17 protein-coding genes and 1 tRNA gene are annotated in these 17744 nt (G+C 37.8%); 14 read left to right on the forward strand and 4 right to left on the reverse strand.

Translation table 11 applies throughout. From position 1 onward, the window contains the following. Positions 1-2 precede the first annotated feature (2 nt). From OW492_RS10055 to purU, 10 genes are all read left to right on the forward strand, one after another. Positions 3-653 (forward strand): ATP-binding cassette domain-containing protein, encoded by a 651-nt coding sequence (locus tag OW492_RS10055; protein ID WP_290039826.1) that lies wholly within the window; start codon positions 3-5, stop codon positions 651-653. Positions 654-673: 20 nt separating this feature from the next. Next, positions 674-1306 carry a CDP-alcohol phosphatidyltransferase family protein gene (locus tag OW492_RS10060; RefSeq protein WP_290039827.1) on the forward strand — a complete coding sequence of 211 codons (633 nt, stop codon included), beginning with the start codon at positions 674-676 and terminating at the stop codon, positions 1304-1306. 2 nt (positions 1307-1308) lie between these two features. Then, positions 1309-2121 (forward strand): sterol desaturase family protein, encoded by an 813-nt coding sequence (locus tag OW492_RS10065; protein ID WP_290039828.1) that lies wholly within the window; start codon positions 1309-1311, stop codon positions 2119-2121. A 108-nt stretch (positions 2122-2229) separates the two neighbouring features. Continuing rightward, on the forward strand, positions 2230-3375 hold the full coding sequence (nrdB, locus tag OW492_RS10070; RefSeq protein WP_290039829.1) for a class Ia ribonucleoside-diphosphate reductase subunit beta: 1146 nt from the start codon (positions 2230-2232) through the stop codon (positions 3373-3375). 14 nt (positions 3376-3389) lie between these two features. After that, the gene (gene yfaE / locus OW492_RS10075) at positions 3390-3644 is read left to right on the forward strand and encodes a class I ribonucleotide reductase maintenance protein YfaE (RefSeq protein WP_290039830.1); all 255 of its coding nucleotides are present in this window, start codon (positions 3390-3392) and stop codon (positions 3642-3644) included. A gap of 185 nt (positions 3645-3829) precedes the next feature. Beyond that, a complete protein-coding gene (locus OW492_RS10080) occupies positions 3830-5470 on the forward strand; it encodes a hypothetical protein (protein ID WP_290039831.1) in 1641 nt (546 codons plus the stop codon). A gap of 233 nt (positions 5471-5703) precedes the next feature. Further along, entirely contained in the window at positions 5704-7320 is a 1617-nt protein-coding gene (locus OW492_RS10085; protein ID WP_290039832.1) for a cation:proton antiporter, read from the forward strand. Between the two features lie 207 nt (positions 7321-7527). After that, positions 7528-9198, forward strand: coding sequence for an asparagine synthase B (asnB, locus tag OW492_RS10090; RefSeq protein WP_290039833.1), 1671 nt, complete (start codon positions 7528-7530; stop codon positions 9196-9198). A 62-nt stretch (positions 9199-9260) separates the two neighbouring features. After that, a complete protein-coding gene (locus OW492_RS10095) occupies positions 9261-9719 on the forward strand; it encodes a YchJ family protein (protein WP_290039834.1) in 459 nt (152 codons plus the stop codon). A gap of 60 nt (positions 9720-9779) precedes the next feature. Then, the gene (purU, locus tag OW492_RS10100; protein ID WP_290039835.1) at positions 9780-10619 is read left to right on the forward strand and encodes a formyltetrahydrofolate deformylase; all 840 of its coding nucleotides are present in this window, start codon (positions 9780-9782) and stop codon (positions 10617-10619) included. A 103-nt stretch (positions 10620-10722) separates the two neighbouring features. On the opposite strand, the gene OW492_RS10105 is transcribed toward purU, so the two are convergent. Next, complete coding sequence (locus OW492_RS10105) at positions 10723-11307, reverse strand: DUF3332 family protein (protein ID WP_290039836.1); 585 nt, start codon at positions 11305-11307, stop codon at positions 10723-10725. 246 nt (positions 11308-11553) lie between these two features. Next, a complete protein-coding gene (locus tag OW492_RS10110) occupies positions 11554-12108 on the reverse strand; it encodes a VC2046/SO_2500 family protein (protein WP_290039837.1) in 555 nt (184 codons plus the stop codon). 135 nt (positions 12109-12243) lie between these two features. Between OW492_RS10110 and OW492_RS10115 the strand changes: the two genes are divergently transcribed. Continuing rightward, a tRNA-Tyr gene (locus tag OW492_RS10115) sits at positions 12244-12327 on the forward strand. Positions 12328-12508: 181 nt separating this feature from the next. Continuing rightward, positions 12509-14143 carry a response regulator gene (locus OW492_RS10120; RefSeq protein ID WP_290039838.1) on the forward strand — a complete coding sequence of 545 codons (1635 nt, stop codon included), beginning with the start codon at positions 12509-12511 and terminating at the stop codon, positions 14141-14143. A gap of 132 nt (positions 14144-14275) precedes the next feature. Here OW492_RS10120 and hmpA read toward each other — a convergent pair whose 3' ends face one another. Continuing rightward, positions 14276-15460, reverse strand: coding sequence for an NO-inducible flavohemoprotein (gene hmpA, locus OW492_RS10125; protein ID WP_290039839.1), 1185 nt, complete (start codon positions 15458-15460; stop codon positions 14276-14278). A 116-nt stretch (positions 15461-15576) separates the two neighbouring features. On the opposite strand from hmpA, the gene OW492_RS10130 reads away from it, so the two are divergent. Continuing rightward, complete coding sequence (locus tag OW492_RS10130; RefSeq protein WP_290039840.1) at positions 15577-16053, forward strand: Rrf2 family transcriptional regulator; 477 nt, start codon at positions 15577-15579, stop codon at positions 16051-16053. Positions 16054-16084: 31 nt separating this feature from the next. Here the strand turns inward: OW492_RS10130 and OW492_RS10135 are convergent, their stop codons facing one another. Continuing rightward, a complete protein-coding gene (locus OW492_RS10135) occupies positions 16085-17008 on the reverse strand; it encodes a LysR family transcriptional regulator ArgP (protein ID WP_290039841.1) in 924 nt (307 codons plus the stop codon). Between the two features lie 104 nt (positions 17009-17112). Between OW492_RS10135 and OW492_RS10140 the strand changes: the two genes are divergently transcribed. Next, positions 17113-17727, forward strand: a complete 615-nt coding sequence (locus tag OW492_RS10140; RefSeq protein WP_290039842.1) for a LysE/ArgO family amino acid transporter — start codon at positions 17113-17115, stop codon at positions 17725-17727. Positions 17728-17744 lie beyond the last annotated feature (17 nt).

Below are 17744 nucleotides of genomic sequence, written 5' to 3' on the forward strand. Positions count from 1 at the left end.
ATATGAAATCAATAACAATACCGTCACTGGTTATCGAAAAATTACAATTAAAACAGAAAGATAAAGTACTCTTATCGCTAGACGAAGAAATTATTGGCGGACAAGTACTGACCATAATGGGACCGTCAGGTAGCGGTAAATCTACTTTACTGAATTGGTTAGTCGGTATGTTACCAAGCAGCTTTGATGCAACAGGTAAACTCTACTTAAATGGTGCTGATGTTTCTCAAATATCTAGCCACCAGCGTCATATTGGACTTTTATATCAAGACCCATTGCTGTTTCCTCATTTGACAGTGGAAGGCAACATCGCCTTTGCAATGCCAAAAGGTAACAAACAAGATAGGCTTGATGAGATCAGCGATGCTTTAAAACAGGTAGGCTTAAGTGGCATGGAAAAACGCTGCCCACAAAGCTTGTCGGGCGGCCAACAAGCACGTGTTGCACTATTACGAGTTTTATTGAGTAAGCCCAAAGCAATCCTTTTAGATGAACCTTTTAGTAAACTGGATAGCCAACTCCGTCAAGAAACACGTCAGCTTGTGTTTGATGAAATTCAACGTCATAGTCTACCCGCAGTAATGGTGACACATGATGAGAGCGATGCCATTGCAGCACAGGGTAAAGTGATTACCTTAGACAAGTTAATTTAATCGTAGCAAACGGGAAGTCGATGTTAGATAGATTTATCACACCAGTTATCAAACCACTGTTAATGCCAGTGGTAAAAACCTTGGACAAACGTGGTGTCACACCAGATCAAGTAACCTTAGTTGGCTTCTTTATCGGCATCATAGCAGTCCCCTTACTGGCCAATAAAATGTGGACGGCTGCATTAGTGATGATTGTGATTAACCGTATTCTAGATGGGTTAGATGGAGCCTTAGCACGTTATCAAAACAACAGTACCAGTGCTGGCGGTTTTTTAGATATCTGTGTGGATTTCTTATTTTATGCGGCAATCCCAGTTGGATTTGCAATGGCTGAACCAGAATTTAACGCACTGCCTGCTGCGGTATTACTAGCCGTATTTATTGGTACTGGTTCTACTTTTTTAGCCTTTGCTATTCCCGCTGAAAAGCTCAACCTAGACAGACCACAATTTGCCAATAAAAGCTTCTATTTCATCAATGGATTAACAGAAGGCACTGAAACTATCGCCTTTTTTGTGGCATTTTGTATTTGGCCACAATACTTCCCAGCCTTGGCTTACCTCTTTGCTTTACTGGGTGCGATGACAGTGTTTACAAGGATTCATGGTGGCTATAAAACATTAAAGTCGCACCAAGTAAGTAATCAGGAATAAATATGGTTGATGATGCTCAGCTCAGGCTAATTATTTTTATTACTATTTTAGCGGTGATGTTTACCGTAGAAAGGTTATTCCCTGCGCGTCAGTTACCTACTAAACCGTCAGCCCCTTCACAAAAAATGCGTTTAACTGGTAACTTTGGCATCGTATTTATATCTGGTTTATCAGCAAGGTTGATATTCCCATTAGGCTTAATGGGCTTAGCTTTATTTTTTACTGAACAAAATATAGGGTTATTCAACCTCGTTGATCTCCCAGAGTGGTTAGTGATTACTTTAAGCTTATTACTCTTGGATATGCTTATTTATTGGCAGCACCGCCTATTCCACAAAATCCCTTTATTATGGCAACTACACAAAGTACACCACGCAGACACACATGTAGACAGCAGTACTGGATTACGTTTTCATCCTTTAGAGATTATTGCCAGCTTAGTGATTAAAGGGGTTGCCATTTTTATCTTTGGTATTCCTGCTTTTGCGGTCATTTTATTTGAAGTGTTACTCAATGGCTTTGCGCTGTTTAACCACGCGAATATTCGTTTACCTGCCAAAGTAGAAGCAGTTACCCGCCTGATTTTAATGACCCAAATTTTACATCGCATTCATCACAGTCAATTATTCAAAGAGAGTAATTCAAACTTTGGTTTTAGTGTCATTTGGTGGGACCGTTTATTCGGTAGCTACTCTGCGCAAGCTACAAAACCAGACCTAGAGATTGATATCGGTATTACAGAGTTTCCTGATGCGAAGGACAATGCGCATTTATGGGGATTATTGAGCATGCCGTTTAAGCGAAGAAATAAATAAAGCCAGACTTTTTTAGGATAAAAATAAAAACAAATTTAAACTAAAGCAGTGATCGAATCGTAGTAAGTTGCTAAGATACGCGAAATTAGAATTCTGACGGAGAGTCACATGGCTTACACAACTTTCTCTACCCTTTCCAACGATGCAATGAAAGAACCTATGTTCTTTGGTAACCCGGTTAACGTGGCTCGTTATGACCAACAAAAATTTGAAGTATTTGAAAAATTAATCGAAAAACAGTTATCGTTCTTCTGGCGCCCAGAAGAGATTGACGTAAGCCGCGATCGCATTGATTTTTTAAACTTACCAGATCACGAACAACATATCTTCATTTCAAATTTGAAGTACCAAACGCTTTTAGATTCAATTCAAGGTCGTAGTCCTAACATGGCATTACTGCCTATTGTTTCGTTACCTGAATTAGAAACTTGGATCGAAACATGGTCTTTCTCTGAAACAATTCACAGTCGTAGTTACACGCATATTCTGCGTAATCTATTTACTGACCCAAATGAAGTGTTTGAAGATATCGTCAATAATGATGAAATTCAAAAGCGTGCTACTGATATCTCATTTTATTACGATGGTTTAATTCATGCAGTGCAATTTATGCAACTGCACGGCTTAGAGCAAAATGAAGTTGCTTACGTTAATCTTGATGGTAAAACAGAAAAATTAACATTACGTGATATTAAAAAGAAACTGTATCTATGTGTTTGTTCTATCAATGCACTAGAAGCGATTCGTTTTTACGTATCATTTGCTTGTTCGTTTGCCTTTGCAGAGCGTGATTTATTAGAAGGCAATGCCAAAATTATCAAGCTAATTGCACGTGATGAAGCATTGCACCTAAACTCAACACAGCAAATGCTGAACCTTTGGGCTGATGGTAAAGATGATCCAGAAATGGCTGAAATCGCTATTGAATGTTTTGCTGAAGGTCGTGACATCTTCTTAAAAGCGGCAGAGCAAGAAAAAGAATGGGCACAATACCTATTTAAAGATGGTTCAATGATTGGTCTTAATGAAGAAATTCTATGCCAATATGTTGAATACATTGCAAATCAACGTATGCAAGCGATTGGCTATGAAGCACCATTTACAGTTAAGAGCAACCCAATTCCATGGATTAACCACTGGTTAGTCAGTGACAATGTTCAAGTAGCACCGCAAGAAGCTGAAATCAGCTCTTACTTAGTAGGTCAAATCAACAGTACTGTTGATAGTGAAGACTTAAGCACCTTTGAACTATAAGAACAGCCAACGATATGTCCTCTAAACTCACTTATAATGATAAACAATATACTTTGGATGAAGAGGCGACACTGCTTGAGAATTTAGAAAAGCAGGCAGTGTCCGTTGAGTTTCATTGCCGAGATGGGCACTGTGGTGCTTGTCGATCACAGCTTGTCTCAGGCGAAGTTTCCTACACCACTTTCCCAATGGCTTACCTGAAAGATGGCGAAGTATTATTGTGCTGCAGCAAAAGTAAAAAAGACATTACAATCAAGTCCCTTTCATAAATAGAATGAATTTTAGACAATAAAGTCAAACTCTCATCACTCATTATTTTAAAAATACCAACTAGATCACCTTCATAAAATAAATTTATATTTAAATATAAGAAATATATACATGTTTTAATCGTTATCTAATGGCATAATCAATTACATCATATTTTTATCACATGGAATCTAGTGTTTATACTATGAAAATATTCTCTTCCTTAGTTATTTTAACTGTTACCTTGCCTTTTTTATCCGGTCAAGCGGCGGCACAAGTAAGATTTTCTGAAGGTTATGAAGCTGCGCATTCAGGTAACTATAAAAAAGCAGTAGAAATTTGGTTACCACTTGCAGAAAAAGGGGATGCTCCAGCACAGTACACAATTGGTTGGATGTATGAAAGTGGACAAGGTGTTCAAGAAGACTTAAAGAAAGCCGTGTATTGGTACAAAAAATCGGCACAACAAGAATATGAAGCAGCACAATATGTACTAGGAACACTATACGAAAAAGGCGCGGGTGTAGAACAAAACAGCGAAAGAGCCTTAAGTTACTACTTATTAGCTGCCGAACAAGGCGATCCAATTTCACAATTCCAAGTGGGTAACTATTACCAATATGGTATTGGTACTTACAAAGATAATGATAAAAGTATTTTATGGTATGAAAAAGCGGCTAAGCAAGGCCATATAAATGCACAAATTGATCTTGGTAAAATATACCAATCAGGTGAAGCCTTAGAGATAAATTATGAAAAAGCAGTGCAATGGTATCAAGCTGCAGCCGATCAAAATAATGCCCTAGCGCAATATCAACTCGCCTATATGTATGAACATGGGCTAGGCAAACAACAAAACTATTCTAAAGCGATACAACTCTATTCAAAATCTGCGAACAACGGTTACTCTCAGGCCGCATTTAAGTTAGGCACTATTTTTGAGTCTGGTGACAGTGGTGAAATCGATAATGCAAAAGCCATTAGTTGGTACCGTCGCGCTGCACTACAAGGTAATACTAACGCTCAATTCCAATTAGGACGTTTATCAGAACTGGGCAAAGGCACTGAAAAAAGTATACAGCGAGCTATTGACTGGTATACGCAAGCTTCAAGAAGAGACAATGCTGAAGCCTATTACATACTGGGCCAAATTTATGAAAAAGGCACGACAGATTACCGCCACAATATAAGAGCTAATTTACAAAAGGCAGTAAAAAACTATCAATATGCTTCTGAGCTTAATTACCCTTTAGCACACGCAAAATTAGCCTACTTTTATGAGATGGGTATTTTTACCAATCAAGACAAAGATGCAGCCATTGATCTTTATAAAAAGTCACCACAAATATGGGCAAAAGAGCGACTACAGCGACTAGTTAACCATGACCTTTGTTTAGAAGAAGCCAGCACTCGAATGTTCAACGAACTAATCAGCTGTGCTAACCGAAATTTATTAAGAAAAAAAATCAAACAGCAATCCATTAAAGTCATCTCGGAGGATGATCAATCGTTATTAGACACCTATTTTACCGGTGCAGTGATCAAAGGCACTAGCGAGCTGACCATGGAATACACTGAGACAAATGACTTTGCTAAAGCAACTTATACTTATATCGGTAGAAACAAACCTGAATTAATAGATAAGGTTAAAAACCAAATCATCGAAAAATATGGGCAACCGAGCCATTCAATAGGCGATACGTCACAAGGAGAAGCCAGCTTTCATTGGATATTAGATGACAATATAGTGGTGAATGTCTTTAGACTTTGGCCTGATACAACCACTTTTGTTGAATATGAGCTGCTTACTGAACCACATAATGAATATTCGATTAAAAGCCTTTAATAAATTTAATGTTAAGTAATGGGTGTCTTTTATACATTCATGAATCTATCTTCCCATTAATGACGAAGCACCGTAGACCAGACATCATTAACCACAGTCAAATACTATCAATCATCTAAATATAGGAAGCCCTCTCGGACTAAATTAACAGGTAAAAAGCAGCGTAATACTATAAAATAATGCTGCGCAATGTTTTCAAGACCAATCCCCTAATTATATAAATAAGTGAGTTCATGGATAGCACAATATTACTCTTCATTGGCATGGCCTTTAGTTTTGGCATGATCATTAACTTAACAGGTTTACCGCCAATGGTAGGCTTTTTGTTAGCAGGTTTCACACTTAATTTCATGGGCTTTGAGTCATCCGATGCATTAGTTACCTTAGCTAACTTAGGGGTAACCTTACTGCTCTTTTCAATCGGTTTGAAACTGAATATCCGCACTCTATTAAAATCTGAAGTATGGGCAGGTGCAAGCATTCATATTGTCGCCAGTATTCTCTTTTATACGGCGATCTTATTTATTATTAAACAGTTAGGTGTTTCATTATTTGCTGAGTTAGACATCTATGGGTTAGTTCTTATCGGCTTTGCACTGAGCTTTTCCAGTACTGTATTTGCAGTAAAGATTTTAGAAGAAAAAAGCGAAGCTAACTCGTTATATGGACGAATCGCCATTGGTATCTTGATCATGCAAGATATTTTTGCCGTCTTATTTTTAACTATTTCCGTTGGAAAAGTTCCTTCTATCTGGGCGATTGGTTTACTTGCGCTACCGTTAATTAGACCGCTGCTGTATAAAATATTAGATAAAGCAGGCCACGGTGAGTTACTGGTCTTATACGGTTTCGTATTAGCCTTGATCGTTGGCGCAGGTTTATTTGAAAGCCTTGGTATGAAAGCCGATTTAGGTGCGCTAATTGCTGGTATGTTATTAGCTGGACACCCAAGTGCAAAAGAGATGGCTCGTTCACTATTTAACCTAAAAGAACTGTTCCTCGTCTGTTTCTTCCTAAACATAGGTTTTGGAGGGTTACCGCAATTTGATCACTTAATGATTGCACTGGTGCTATCTGTGTTATTAGCCGGCAAAATTGTCCTGTACTTTTTAACGCTCAGTAAATTTAAATTACGCTCTCGAACCTCCCTATTTGCGGCTTTTAGCTTAGCGAATTACAGTGAATTTGGATTAATCGTTGCTTCTTTAGCGACTTACAAAGGCTGGTTAAGTCGAGATTGGTTAATTATTACTGCGATTGCCGTATCGCTTAGCTTTATTATCGCCGCTTTATTAAATAAGTATGCAGATGCTATTTATGACCGTTATCGTTTAGCCTTAAAACGCTATCAAGCAACACGTTTACATTTAGATGATCGCCCAGTACGCGTTGGCGATGCACAAATTTTAGTCATGGGAATGGGCCGAATCGGCGTAGGTGCATACGATGCGCTAAAAACCACTTACGGTGAAAAAGTAATGGGTATTGATTATAACCACCTCACTACCTTACAACATCGTGAAGCAGGACGACGTGTTATTACCGGCGATGCATTAGATTCAGACTTTTGGAATAAATTACAGCTTACAGACAAAATTAAACTGATTCTCTTAGCCATGCCAGACCACAATGGTAACCGTTATGCGGCAGAGCAGTTAAACAATATTGAAAACTGTAGTTTTAAAGTAGCTGCACTAGCACATTATAAAACCGATGAAGAAGAACTAAATGCCTTAGGCGTTAATTTAGTGTTTAATATGTATGAAGAAGCTGGTGCAGGATTTGCGCGTCATGTTTGGACCGATTTCCAGACAATTTTAGAAAAAAGTCCGCACAAATTGGACTTATAGTAAGAAATATCAGGCTATCGATGTTTTTTGTTAGTAAATTGTACTGATTTCGTGTGACTTTTGATGTTTATTCTGCAAAAATCAACTCTCTCAGTATGTTGATCTAGTTTGATCACGAAGCATTTTAGTTAATAAACTAATGCTTAAAAGTAATTCAAGAAGTAACGAATAACCTTATTATTCGTTTACAATATAAAAGGTAACCCTATGTGTTCTATTTTTGGTGTGCTCGACATTAAAAGCGATCCTATCGCATTGCGTCAACAAGCAATTGAAATGTCAAAACTGCTTCGTCATCGCGGCCCAGACTGGTCTGGCGTTTATTCTTCTGATAAAGCGATCCTTGTTCATGAACGTCTTTCTATCGTTGACGTGAATAATGGTGCACAGCCTTTATACAATCAAAATAATACACACATCCTTGCTGTTAATGGCGAAATCTACAATCACCAAGAACTAGCAGCTGAACTAACTTGTGGTTACCAGTTTAAAACTAAGTCTGACTGTGAAGTTATCCTTGGTTTATACGAAGAGAAAGGTAATGCATTCCTAGATGACCTAAACGGGATCTTTGCTTTCTGTTTATATGATCAAGAAAAAGACAAGTACCTAATTGGTCGTGACCACATGGGTATCATTCCACTATATCAAGGTTGGGATGAGCACGGTAACTACTACGTAGCATCAGAAATGAAAGCGTTAACGCCTATCTGTGCAAAAGTATCTGAGTTCCCACCAGGGCATTACTTAGACAGTGAAGTAGGTGAATTAACTAAATATTACGTTCGTGATTGGATGGAATATGACGCGGTTAAAGATAACGGCGGCAGCGCTGCTGAAATCGGCCAAGCATTAGAAGAAGCGGTTAAACGCCAACTAATGTGTGATGTACCTTACGGTGTATTACTATCTGGTGGTTTAGATTCTTCAGTTATCTCTGCTATTACACAAAAATTTGCTAAGCAACGTGTTGAAGATAATGACCAAAGCGGCGCATGGTGGCCACAACTGCACTCTTTCTCTGTTGGCCTAGAAGGTTCACCAGACTTAGCAGCTGCACAAAAAGTAGCTGACGAATTAGGTACGGTTCACCACCCTATTATCTTTACTGTACAAAACGGTATTGATGCGCTGAAAGAAGTTATCTACCACCTAGAAACTTATGATGTAACGACTATTCGTGCATCAACGCCTATGTACTTAATGGCACGTAAAATTAAGGCGATGGGCATTAAAATGGTACTATCTGGTGAAGGTGCTGATGAGATCTTCGGTGGTTACTTATACTTCCATAAAGCACCAAACTCTCAAGAATTCCATGAAGAGTTAAACCGTAAACTAAGCAAACTGCATATGTTTGACTGTTTACGTGCTAACAAATCAATGTCAGCTTGGGGTGTTGAAGCGCGTGTACCATTCTTAGATAAAGAGTTCATGGACGTAGCAATGCGTACTAACCCTGAACTTAAAATGATCAAAGATGGCCGCATCGAAAAGAACATTCTACGTGAAGCGTTTGATGGTCAATTATTACCTGAAGTATTATGGCGTCAAAAAGAGCAATTCTCTGATGGTGTTGGTTACAACTGGATTGATACACTAAAAGAGCACGTTGAAACATTAGTGACGGATCAACAACTAGCAACAGCTGAGTTCAAGTTCCCAATCAATACACCGGATACAAAAGAAGCTTACTTCTACCGCAGTATCTTTGAAGAGCACTTCCCACTAGACAGTGCTGCAGAATGTGTACCACACGGTAAATCTGTAGCTTGTTCTACAGTTGAAGCATTAGCTTGGGATGAAAGTTTCCAAAACAATGCAGACCCTTCAGGTCGTGCTGCTGGCATCCATAACGATGCTTACGCGCAAAAATAATTTCAGCTTAAACTGAAACCATTAAAGCGCTCAATGAGCGCTTTTTTTATGGGACAAAGAAAATGAATAGATGTTTATGTAAAAGTGGTCAAACCTATCAAGATTGTTGTCAGCCGCTACATGAAGGCCAACAAAGGGCAAAGACCTGTGAACAACTAATGCGTTCTCGTTACAGCGCATTTTGTTTACAACTTGGAGAATACTTATTTTCTACTTATCACCCTGACTATCGCGGTGACTTAACCGTTGCACAATTATCTGAGCAATCACTGGATTGGAAAAACCTTGAAATCGTCAGTACTGAGACAGGAAGTGATAAAGGATTTGTAGAATTTAAAGCCTGGTACCATTTAGAAGGGCAACTACTTTGCCACCATGAACACTCAAACTTTGTAAAACAGCAAGGACAGTGGTTTTATTGTGACGGAACTTTTTATCCTGAACAAAAATCAGGTAAGATACAGCGCAATGATAGTTGCCCCTGTGGTAGCGGTAAAAAATATAAGAAGTGTTGTGGTTAAACGTTTCATCATTAAGTGAATACAGATCTACACAACATGCTTTAATCAATAGAGAAAATAATGCAAAAGAAAACACTATTAACAACTTGCCCTGACTCAAAGGGTTTGATTGCACAAATTACTAATATCTGCCAAAAACACCAACTAAATATCGTTAAAAATAATGAGTTTGTTGACCATCAATATAATCGCTTTTTTATGCGTACGGAAATTGAAGGTTTTTTCAATGATGAAACGTTATTAGCAGACTTAGATTATAGCCTGCCGGCAGGTTCATCACGTGCATTGATCAATTCAACACAACGTAAACGTATCGTTATTCTAGTGACGAAAGAAGCGCACTGTATCGGCGATATTTTAATGAAAAGCACCTATGGTGGCATCGATGTTGAGATTGCAGCGGTTATTGGTAATTATGATGTATTAGAAGATTTAGTCACTAAATTTAACATTCCATACCACACGGTAAGTCATGAAGGGTTAACACGTGAAGAGCATGAAGAGAAAGTATTAGAAACTATTGCACCTTATACTCCTGACTACGTTATTTTAGCCAAATACATGCGTATTTTAACGCCTAAATTCGTTGAAACTTATGCAAACCGTTTAATTAATATTCACCACTCATTCTTACCAGCGTTTATTGGTGCAAAACCATACCAACAAGCTTTTGACCGTGGTGTGAAAATAATTGGTGCAACGGCGCACTTTGTTAATAACGACTTAGATGAAGGGCCAATCATTACACAAGATGTGGCACACATTGACCATGCATATAATGCAGAGCAACTTGCAAAAGCAGGACGAGATGTTGAAAAATCAGTTTTAAGTCGAGCATTACAGCAAGTATTAGACGATAAAGTCTTTGTTTACGCTAACCGTACCGTAGTATTTAAATAATTAAGGTTAAATCATTAACCTATAAAAAAACCTTAACGATTGTTAAGGTTTTTTTTAATGTTCGGTTATCAATAAAACTAAGTAATAGAACAACCTAGATTAATTAAGATTGAGGTTGTTGTTCAGCCATATATGCAGATAGTTCATTCATTGACGCGGTTGTAACCACTTCCCCGTTTAATGAGAAAGTTACCTTCTCCCCTACTTTTTCCCCACGCAATACTGCTTTTTCACCATTAGTGTAAACAATATCGTAATCAATAGTATTTTCATTTACTGGATTTACTTGTACTGAGTAAACTGATTTTTCATTATCTGTTTTATTGGTTAATGGTTTTAACGGTGCTTTTCTTAGAGACGGATCTAACCCTTCATTTATTTGATATTGAGTTTTCACCTCAGAGTCGAAAATATGTGGGCTACCGTTCAGTGGATTCTTTCCAGTCCAGAACTCTAAAGAGTTAAAGACAACGACATCAACTGCTAATGTTAATGCATAAACAGGTAATAATAAGATATTAACGCCACCACGAGCGTAGCGGTTATCAACTACCTCTAAGTTAAACTGCATGACTTTATCAGTAACGGCATTACTACCAACACAAGCAGATAAAGCTGACGTTAACGACACAACAGCAGTTAACATGGCTACTTTTTTCACAGCACTTTTAGGCATTTTGTTTCCCATAAATATTTTCCTATTTTGATATATAAAAACAAAACTAATCCCCGTTACCCCACTTTTTGATTCTCTTCTGCAATACAAAAAACAGTGGGTTGTATCAGCGTAATGTTAGTTAAGTTGCCATTATGACAGCACACAATAAGTGAAGTTCAACCAAGGACGTTTTGTCAGGTCCTTCCATCACTTTACTCAATAACCCACTATTAATTAATAGGCAAAGCGTAAAATCGTCATAAAGTATTACTCATATCAATATCTGGGACGGGTTACTTTTAAAGGATTATTGTCTAAATCTAAGTTTTTATATTCATCTAATAGGCTTGTACCGATACCTGATAAATATTGGCTTTCAGTTTCCACTCCGGCCATGTCAAACTCCTTTGCAGCATTGACTCGTAACTTTTTATGTAACGGTAAATTATCAATGATATCAACAGGTAAAACGTCCAATTTATTTCTCGATAATAGCGCTTCATTACTTAATAACTGTTTAAGGCGAATATCAGCTAACTTTCCTTGATGCAGATCTGTATTTAATTCTGCCAATAATTTGCTCGATGGCCCAGTGTTCAACAATGGCTGACTTGCTGGCAATTCAAAATAAGTGCGTAAGTCTTGCTGTTGAGCCACCTGTTCAGGATTAGTTTTCACATCAAATTGTGCAAAATCACGAGCATCATCAGATAAGAAACTCAGTAACAAATTAAACTTATCGCGGGTGCCAGCATGTACAGCAGTATTTAACTGTTGTCCTAACTGCCATTCATTAATTACCGCTTGCTGTTTAAGTTGTTCAATATTCATACTGAAATATGAGCTCCTACTGATTTTTTATGTCCACTCCTATTTTTATCGGCAACAAGCTGATTTTATTTAATGTTTTTTTGAATTTAATCTTCACATGTAATTATTTTCTGATATTATGCTCCTCGAAATAACGGAGGGGTTCCCGAGTGGCCAAAGGGAACAGATTGTAAATCTGTCGCGAAAGCTTCGGTGGTTCGAATCCACCTCCCTCCACCATTTCACCTTCATTCTATGCAGACACGCCGTTTTTGCTTCTAATTCCTTTTAAATTATTAAAACATAATGTAAAAAGGGCTATATCTTGACAAATACCGCCTACACTCCTTTACTTATTTTTATCCATTAATGTACTTGGTATTATCAGCAAAGAAGATTGTAAATTAGATTGGTATTAATTATGTATCGTTATAATAATAAAAAAATATTAATAGTAGATGATCAAAAGCCATTCCATGTAATGATGAAGACCATGCTAATCAACCAAGGTGCTAAAGATATGACCTTTGTTGAAACAACAGATCAAGCAGTCAAAGTGGCTAGTCTCATTAAATTCGATATTTACTTGTTTGATTACAATTTAGGTGCAGGTAAGAATGGCGTACAACTTTTAGATTATCTAAAGCAAAATAAGTTAATCCCAGACCACGCAATTTGCTTTATTATCACAGGCGATAGTAATAAGCGCATGGTGTTAACGGCTATGGAAAAATCACCCGATGATTACCTAATGAAGCCCTTTTCTCCTGTGCAATTAAGTACCCGGTTAACCGCTGCTACGCAACGAAAGTCAATGTTGCAAGATATCTATAAAGCGATTTCAGATCAAGATTACCCATTAGCTATCTCCCTTTGTAAAGATAAGATTCAAGCCTCTTCGGAAAACCGTAATTTGTGCAAGAACTTATTAGCTGAAATCTATATTGAAACAAAAGAGTTTGCCAATGCAGACCGTATTTTAAAACCATTAATTGAATTAAGGCCGCTGGTTAGGCCGTGTATTAGCCTAGGTAGATCTCTGTTTTTACAGAAAAAGTATAAAGAGTCGATAGAAGTATTAACACGCTTGATTGAAAGCTCACCTTTACAGATGGAAGCTTACCGCTGGTTAGCACGTTCATATAAGCAAGATGGTCAACTAAACAATGCATTAACTATTTTAACTCAAGCAGCGAACGCCACTCATCACAGTATTGAACGTCATCAAGAAGTGGCTTTATTAGCTAATGAGATGGAAGAATATTTAGTGATGGTTAATAGTTACTCATCCATTTTATTCTTAAGTCGTAACTCTTTTTATCCAGACCCTTGTCATCTTGCTAACTACTTGCGCAGTATTCTTAATCTAGCTAAGCAAGAGACTGACTTGAATGAGCGCAGGCACATCTTAAAGCGTGTCTCTTCGACCTTATATCAAAGCCGCTTTGAAGAAGGTAAAAATAAAGATTTCAACTTTAATGGTTTTGATGAAATATACCAAGCCAACGTATTATTTACGTTAAATGAGCCACTTAAAGCCAAACGTCGTATTTTTAATACCTTAAAAAATACAACCAGTGCCGTTGCCGACTTCGACACCACCTTTTTGATTGAAAGTTCATTATCTTTACTAGATATTGGCGAATTTGAAGAAGCAACACCACTACTTGCTGAATTAGATCAACGCCATATCATTGATCCAACAACAAAAATTAATATTAAGAAACATACTGGTCAGGCTTTACAACGACGAATGGATAATTTTAAAGGGCATAACAAGGCTGGTATCGAATATTTTACTAATGGTCAATATGAAGAGGCTCTAGAGCGCTTTGATCAAGCTTTACTGTTAGAGCCTTTAAATTCGGGTGCTATTTTGAATCGTTCACAAGTATTTATTCATATGCTGCAACAAAATCCTAAAAACAAAGGTGATTTGATCATGAAATTTCAAAACACTACCGCATTATTAAACAATACCCATTTGCCTGAAATCCACTCTGAGCGTTTACAAGCACTACGTCATGAACTTAAAAAGATTAAAGGTACGATTTAACGGTTAACCATCTTATGCAAGTCATATGATTGATAGTAAACCGTTATACATAAACAGGTTAGCGATAACACCACAAGCTGTTTGACACGTTCGATACTCTTAAAAAGAGTGGTTAACCGGCATGTGTAGCCCTTAAACTAAGCTTTTGTTAGGGCCAAACACTTCATAATGAATTTTATCATCGCTAATCTTCAAGTCTTTTAATTGTTGATAGACAGCTTTCATCATGATTAGCGGGCCACAAATATAATATTCTACACCTGACGGTAATAGCGAGTGTATTTTCTGCAAATCAATTAAGCCATGATGTTCACCTTGTGCAGTCAGGTCAACTTGTTGGTAAAAGCAATGTGCATTTACTTTTTGTTGCTCTACTAGTACATCAAGTTCATTTTTAAAAGCATGATGTTGGCGATCTTGAGCACCATGAATAAAATGTACTTCACGAGGATTAGTTTGCTTAGTTAAGGTTTCTAACATTGCTTGCATCGGTGTGATGCCTACGCCACCACTGATCAGTACCGCAGGATTATCCGTTTGTTGTAACACAAACTCACCACATGGTGGTGTTACTTTTACTGTATCACCCACCTTAAATTGACTGTGTAGATAGTTAGAAACAAGCCCTTCCCCTTGCGCATTCAGCTCTTTTTTCACAGAGATACGGTACCCTTTTTCATCGAAGGCACCAGATAAACTATATTGTCTTATCTGTTGGTAATCTTGTCCCTGTGGGTGTAAGTGAATGCTAATATACTGACCCGCCATGTATTCGGCAATAGGCCCCTGATCGCTCGGTTGTAAATAGAAAGAAGTAATCAAAGGTGTTTCTTGCTGCATTTTTACAATAATGAAATCACGAGTACCTGACCAACCGCCTGTTTTATCAGCATTTTCTTTATACAGTGCTTTTTCTCTTTCAATAAACACATTCGCTAATACACCATAACCACTTGCCCAAGCAGCAATCACCTCCTCTCCGGGGTTTAACACCTCTTCAATAGCTTCTAACAGCGCGCTTCCCACCAACGGGTAATGTTCTGCTTTAATGCCTAAACTGGCATGTTTTTGAGCAATACGCTCTACATCACCTAAGATCACTGACAGGTTATCAACATATTTTGAAAAGGCATAAACTGCCATCGCTAATGCATGCTTTTGATTGCCAGACTGCTGATTGGTCATGTTAAAGATATTTTTTAATTCAGGGTTTTTAGCCAGTAATATTTGATAAAAGCGTCCAGTGATCTGCTCGCCATATTCAGCCAAAGCAGGTGTGCTCGCTTTAATTATTGCAATTTCATTATCTGTTAACATGTACTACCCCATTAAGTTGCATTTAAAATACTGGTTTAAAATTAAGATGCATATTAAATACTTATTTTAAAAGATGCAATTAAAATGCATAATTAAAACTCAATCATTAACATGAAATGAAACAACAGAATCACACGACGTTAAAAGGTTATCTATTGCAACTCACTAAACATACAGATTATGCAATCCGTGTATTAATTTATTTAAATACACAAGTTGATCAGGCTCCATTAGTTAAAGCAACTGACATTGCTGAGCTATTTGGGATTTCGTTTAATCATCTTACTAAGGTTATTCATCACTTAGGAAAAGCCGGGTTTATTCAAACGGTGCGGGGAAAAAGTGGCGGGATAAAACTAGCTAAACCAGCAGATCAGATAAATTTAGGGAATGTTATTGAAGTGATGGAAAGCACCTTGTCACCAGTTAACTGCCAAGATCCACCTTGTCGCTTAAACAGTGTTTGTTTGGTCAAACCTATCTTCCACAAAGCAATGCAGGCTTTTCTAGACGAGTTAAGAAAGCATAGTTTAGCGGATATCTGTATCGCTAAAAGCGATGATGTTTGGAAGGTAGCAATCGAACTTGCATAAGTCGCTATTACAGCACTCGCACAGTGCTCACTTAGCCGCTTTGATTAAGCACATGACGCGAATATTGAACCACTTGTTCAGTCACCTGTTTCATCAGTTCACCACCTAATTGCCAGCAATGCCAATATAACGGAACACGCACTCTCTGTTTAGGCAATAAGTCCACCAGCGCACCACTCTGAAGGTGTTGCTCAACACTAAAGGTCGTATTAAAACTATAAGCGCCGCTAGCAAGAGTTAAGTCGACAAATGCTTCCGAAGAGCGAATAGTATGGCAAGGATAATGCCCCATCTGTAATTGAAAGTGCTCACGCATAAACGCAAAATGCATATCATCATGCTGATCAAAAGACATAGCCGGCGCGTGTTGTAAACTCTCTCTGTTTACTCCATTTTTAAAAAATCGTTTAATAAAGCTTGGGCTGGCAACACAAACATATTCCATGTATCCAAGAAAATAGCTATCACTACCGCTAATAGCCTTAGCTTTACTCGTTAAACATGCCAATGCTTCACCGCTACGCATACGCTCCCACGTCGTTGACTCATCTTGTACAAATAGATTAAGTTGTACATGTTGTTGCTGAATAATTGGACTCAATGCAGTAATTAACCAACTAGCTAAACTATCCGCATTCACCGCTAACGGCAAAGTGAGGGCTTGGTTGGTTTGCAGGTCTAGTTGTTGATTTAACTCCATCTCCAATTGCAGTACACGTTGATAGTGGCCCAAGAGAGTACGGCCTAAGGGCGAGGATTGAGGCGGCGTAGAACGAATTAATAATGGCTCTCCAAACTGCTTTTCTAATGTTTTAATACGCTGTGAAATTGCAGATTGAGTAATAAATAACCGTTGAGCAGCACGTTCAAAACTTTGTTCCATCACTACTGCATCCAATGCTTTCAATAATTTATAATCTATTTGGCTTAAATCCATCGCGATGTCTCCACTCATTGCCAATCATTAGTAAAACTTATTTATCATTAAATTTATTAGATACACTAACATACAGAAAAAAACTATAGTAGCGACAACTAACAATCATCGACTGGAATCCTATGCTCACTACTTACTTTACCGGCCTCACTTTGATGGCAACTTTAATTATGCCAATAGGTATGCAAAATGCGTTTGTCCTTAATCAGGGGATTCGTCGCCAATACCACTTATTTGTGGCAGGGTTTTGCTCTATAGCCGATGCCGTATTTATGTCCGTTGGTGTTTGGGGCGGAGCAAAAGTATTCAATACTAACCCTTGGTTACTCACGGGTATTGGTATTCTAGGTGCTGTGTTCATGTATTATTATGGTTTCCTCTCTTTTAAAAGTGCCGCTAAAGGTGGAAACAACCTTAATGGTGAACATAAAAACCGTAATTTTAAAGCGATTCTGTTAGCTTGTTGCGCTTTTACTATTCTTAATCCGCATGTGTATATTGATACTGTGGTTATCTTAGGTGGTTTTGCTGCTAACTTAACGGTAGAGCAACGCCCTTGGTTTGTATTAGGCGGCGTAAGTGCTTCATTCATTTGGTTCTTTGGTCTGTCTTTATTAGGTCAAAAGCTAGCTCCTATTCTTTCTAAACCGAGAAGTCAGCAAATAATCGACTTTGTAATAGCTTGTATGATGTGGGTATTAGCGACTTATTTGCTATATTATGTATTAACGAATTAATACATAATAAGAATGCG

This window comes from Psychromonas sp. 14N.309.X.WAT.B.A12 (assembly GCF_030397575.1).
Classification (GTDB): domain Bacteria; phylum Pseudomonadota; class Gammaproteobacteria; order Enterobacterales; family Psychromonadaceae; genus Psychromonas.